This window comes from Rhodoplanes roseus (assembly GCF_003258865.1).
Classification (GTDB): Bacteria; Pseudomonadota; Alphaproteobacteria; order Rhizobiales; family Xanthobacteraceae; genus Rhodoplanes; species Rhodoplanes roseus.
In genome coordinates, this window is record NZ_NPEX01000439.1 from 1 (window position 1) to 3367 (window position 3367).

At 71.1% G+C, this 3367-nt stretch carries 5 protein-coding genes and 1 pseudogene; 3 read left to right on the plus strand and 3 right to left on the minus strand.

Translation table 11 applies throughout. The features are described 5' to 3' along the window. Together CH341_RS34595 and CH341_RS29715 are read left to right on the plus strand one after the other, a co-directional pair. Positions 1 to 1114, plus strand: a pseudogene (locus CH341_RS34595) (DUF4139 domain-containing protein); the annotation flags it as partial. Between the two features lie 133 nt (positions 1115 to 1247). Next, positions 1248 to 1514 carry a PilZ domain-containing protein gene (locus tag CH341_RS29715; protein ID WP_111422997.1) on the plus strand — a complete coding sequence of 89 codons (267 nt, stop codon included), beginning with the start codon at positions 1248 to 1250 and terminating at the stop codon, positions 1512 to 1514. A 24-nt stretch (positions 1515 to 1538) separates the two neighbouring features. Here CH341_RS29715 and CH341_RS29720 read toward each other — a convergent pair whose 3' ends face one another. The 3 genes from CH341_RS29720 to CH341_RS29730 all read right to left on the minus strand — a co-directional run bounded on the left by CH341_RS29720 (position 1539) and on the right by CH341_RS29730 (position 3234). Beyond that, positions 1539 to 2066, minus strand: a complete 528-nt coding sequence (locus tag CH341_RS29720) for a GNAT family N-acetyltransferase (RefSeq protein ID WP_170149866.1) — start codon at positions 2064 to 2066, stop codon at positions 1539 to 1541. A 14-nt stretch (positions 2067 to 2080) separates the two neighbouring features. After that, a complete protein-coding gene (locus CH341_RS29725; protein WP_111423002.1) occupies positions 2081 to 2608 on the minus strand; it encodes a phage tail protein in 528 nt (175 codons plus the stop codon). Between the two features lie 92 nt (positions 2609 to 2700). Beyond that, a complete protein-coding gene (locus CH341_RS29730; RefSeq protein ID WP_111423004.1) occupies positions 2701 to 3234 on the minus strand; it encodes a phage tail protein in 534 nt (177 codons plus the stop codon). On the opposite strand from CH341_RS29730, the gene CH341_RS36345 reads away from it, so the two are divergent. Beyond that, a partial coding sequence (locus CH341_RS36345; RefSeq protein WP_342635046.1) for a hypothetical protein occupies positions 3233 to 3367 on the plus strand: 135 nt, incomplete at its 3' end. The genes CH341_RS29730 and CH341_RS36345 overlap by 2 nt on opposite strands.

The following is a 3367-nucleotide window of genomic DNA, read 5'->3' on the forward strand; positions in this document are numbered from 1 at the left end:
GCTGGTGCGGCGCGAGATGATGATGGCGCCGCAGGTCGGGCAGATGCAGCGGCCGTTCGCGCCGGCACTCGCCGCGCCGGCGGCGGCGCCGCCGCCCGTGCCCGACACGATCGGCAGCGCCGCCCAGGCGGCCGAGGCCGAGGAGGCGGCGACCCAGCTTCTCTACCGCTTCCCGGCCAAGGTCTCGGTCGCGACCGGCCACACCGTGATGGTGCCGTTCGTCGATCGCGAGATCGCGGCGACCCGCACCTGGCTCTATCAGCCCGAGACCTCGGCGCGGCGGCCGCTCGCCGCCGTGCGGCTGAGGAACGACGGCGACACCAGCCTTCCGGCCGGCATCGTCACCGCCTTCGACGGCGGCACCGACGGCAGCGCCAATTTCGTCGGCGATGCGCAGCTCCCGCTGCTCGCCCGCGGCACCTTCAAGTACGTGACCTTCGCGCTCGACGCCAAGACCGACATCCGCCGCGAGGATTTGGGCGTGCGCCGCACGACGCTCGGCAAGGCCGTCAACGGCGAGCTGACGCTGACCACCAAGTCACGTCGCACCATCGCCTACGAGATCACGCCGCCGGCCGACGAGGACCGCGAGATCGTCATCGAGGAGGCGCGCGCCGACGGCTGGACGCCGGCGGCCGAGAGCAAGGACGTCGAGGAGACGCCGACGCGCTTCCGCGCCACCGTGAAGGCGCCGAAGGGGCAGACCACCAAGGCGTCGCTGGTGCTGGAGCGCACCGACCGCCAGACCGTGATGCTGACCGACTACGCGCCGGAGGAGATTCTCGCCCGCATCCGCGGGCTCGAGAACGAGACGCCGGCCGTGAAGGAAACCGTGCTGAAGCTCGGCGCGCTGGTCGGCGAGATCAACCGGGCGCGGTCCGAGCGGGCCCGGCTCGACACCGAGCGCAAGCGCATCGGCGAGGACCAGGAGCGGCTGCGCCGAAATCTCCAGTCGGTCGGCGCCGGCACGGATCTGGGCCGACGTTATCTGGACACGCTGAAGGCCCAGGAGGATCGCCTCGCCGAGATCGGCCGCACCGAGCAGACGCTCGACAGCGAGACGGCCGCCAAGCGCCAGGCCGCCGTCGAGATCGCGCGCCAGCTCAAGCTGTGAAACCATTCGCATTGTCGGAAAAAAACTCGTCGAAATCGTAGCGTCGCTCTTTGCCGCGACTTAGCGCGGCGACCCGACAATCGCGCCCCAGCACGGCGTCGCGCATGGCGACGCCGTCCGCACGGGGCCCGACATGGTGTTCTTTCGTCAGCAGCAGAGCAGATTGCGGGAGCTCCGCCGGAGCCCCCGCTTCGAGGTGCACTATCCGGCGTTCTTCGATCCGTGCGACGGCTCCTCCCTGCAGAACTGCATGATCAGCGACATCTCGGCCGGCGGAGCGCGACTGACGGTCAGCAACGGCGTCGAGATGCCGGGCGAGTTCCTGCTGCTGTTCCAGCGCCGCTGCCGCATCATCCGCCGCGACGAGCGCCAGGTCGGCGTGATGTTCCTGAAAGGCTGACGGCCGCCGGCGCGCCGGGCGCCGTCACGGCAGGAGCTTGACCATGGCGACGTGGCTCCCCGTCGCGACGGCGACGAAGCCGAGCCGCGCGTAGAGCCGGCGGGCCCGCTCGTTGGCCTGCAGCACCGAGAGGGTGAGCCGCGCGGCACCGCGCGCCGAGGCCGTGCGCGCGAGCCGGCCGATCACGTCCGTCCCGATGCCGCATCCGCGGGCCGCCACGGCCAGCACGATGTCGACGAGATGAACGGCGTCCCCCGTGACAGCGACGATCAGGCGGCCCACCGGAACGCCGGCGTGCTCGATCACGGCGTGCTCGGCGTTCGGACAAGCGCGCGCGTAGCCGATCTGCTGGGCCCGGTACTGCTGATCCAGCAGCGTTCTCACGAGGGCGGCATCGCCGAGCGGCGCGAGCTGGGCCCCGCGATCCTGATCGAAGAGGGCACGGCAGAACGATGCGTCCGCGGGCGCCAGGGGGCGAACGAGCGTCGCCGGGTCGCCCGGCAGCAGCGCCCCGACGATCGTGCTGCGCAGACGCGGCACATCGGCGGCCACGAGAGTCCCGCCGCTCAGCCGAAGCTCGGAAAGATCCCTTCGGTGGCGATGCAGTAGATCATCGCCAGCGTCGGCTGGGTGTTGGGATGGGCCTGCGAGCCGCCGGTCGGAACGACCGCCGTCAGGGCCAGCGTCGTGTCGGCCGGCGGCGGCACGAAGCCGTTGAAGCCGGGGTCGATGGCGACGCTCGCCCCGGCGGTCGGCCCGGCCGTGCCGTTGGTGGCGCTCCGGTCGCCGAGCTGCAGCCCGTGCGTATGCGCCGGCATCTCCGGCTGGACGAGCGTCACGGCCGCTTCGCCGATCTGCTCGCCGAGCACGCGCGGCGTCAGGCCTTGCCCCTGCCCCTGGCTCACCGCGACGCGTCCGACCAGGTTCGGCAGGTTGAACGTGGTCCTACCGTCGCCGCCGTAATAGGTGCCGATCAGGCTGAACAGCGGCGTGTAGCGCTGGATCGGCAGCGGACGTCCGTCGCAGGGCAGCCACTTGTCCGGGCAGTAGCCGAAGGCGAAGGCCTGGATTTCACCGATGTATGGATCGGACATGACACCCCCTGGGAGAGATCGCCCGGCCGCGAGTGCGGTGACCCGGGTCTTGCGTCGCGCGCCGAGGACGCGCGGGCGTGACGCGGTGGCCTTCAGCCCGGCGACGGAAAGACGCCCGACCAGCAGATGCAGTAGCTGCAGGTCAGGGTCGGCATCATGTTGTCGTGCGGCAGGCCGTCGCCGGCGCGGCCGACGGACGGCGCCATCACGTCGTAGCTCGGGACATCGGCCTGCGGCGCGTAGAGCTTGGCGCTGGCGATGCTCGCGGCCGCCAGATGCACCTGGGGCCCGGGCGTCGCGGTCGTGCCGGCGTTCGTGGTCGACAGCAAGGCATGGCTGTGCGACGGCATCTCCTGGTCGATCAGGCTGTGCTGCTCGGCGCCGCCGATCTCGCCGAGCACGCGCGGCGTCAGCCCGCGGCCCGTCCCCTGCGACAGCGGCACGCGGCCGCACAGGTTCGGCACGTTGAAGACCGAGATGCCGTCGCCGCCATAGGTGGTCCCGATCACGGCGTACAGCGCGTCGTATTGCGAGATCGGGACGGCCGAGCCGTCGCAGGCGAGCCAGCCCTCCGGCACCCGGGGAAAGCCGAACAGACGGATTTCACCGATAAACGGATCCGACATGGCGATCAGTCCTCACGTCCAGGTTCGATGGACCGCGCTGGCGCGGTCCGGGGCAGGCGGCGAGCAGTCGCTCAACGTGATCTCGCACGCCAACTTCCTCGGCGTCGACCATCCGGGCCGTGCCTATCTGGCG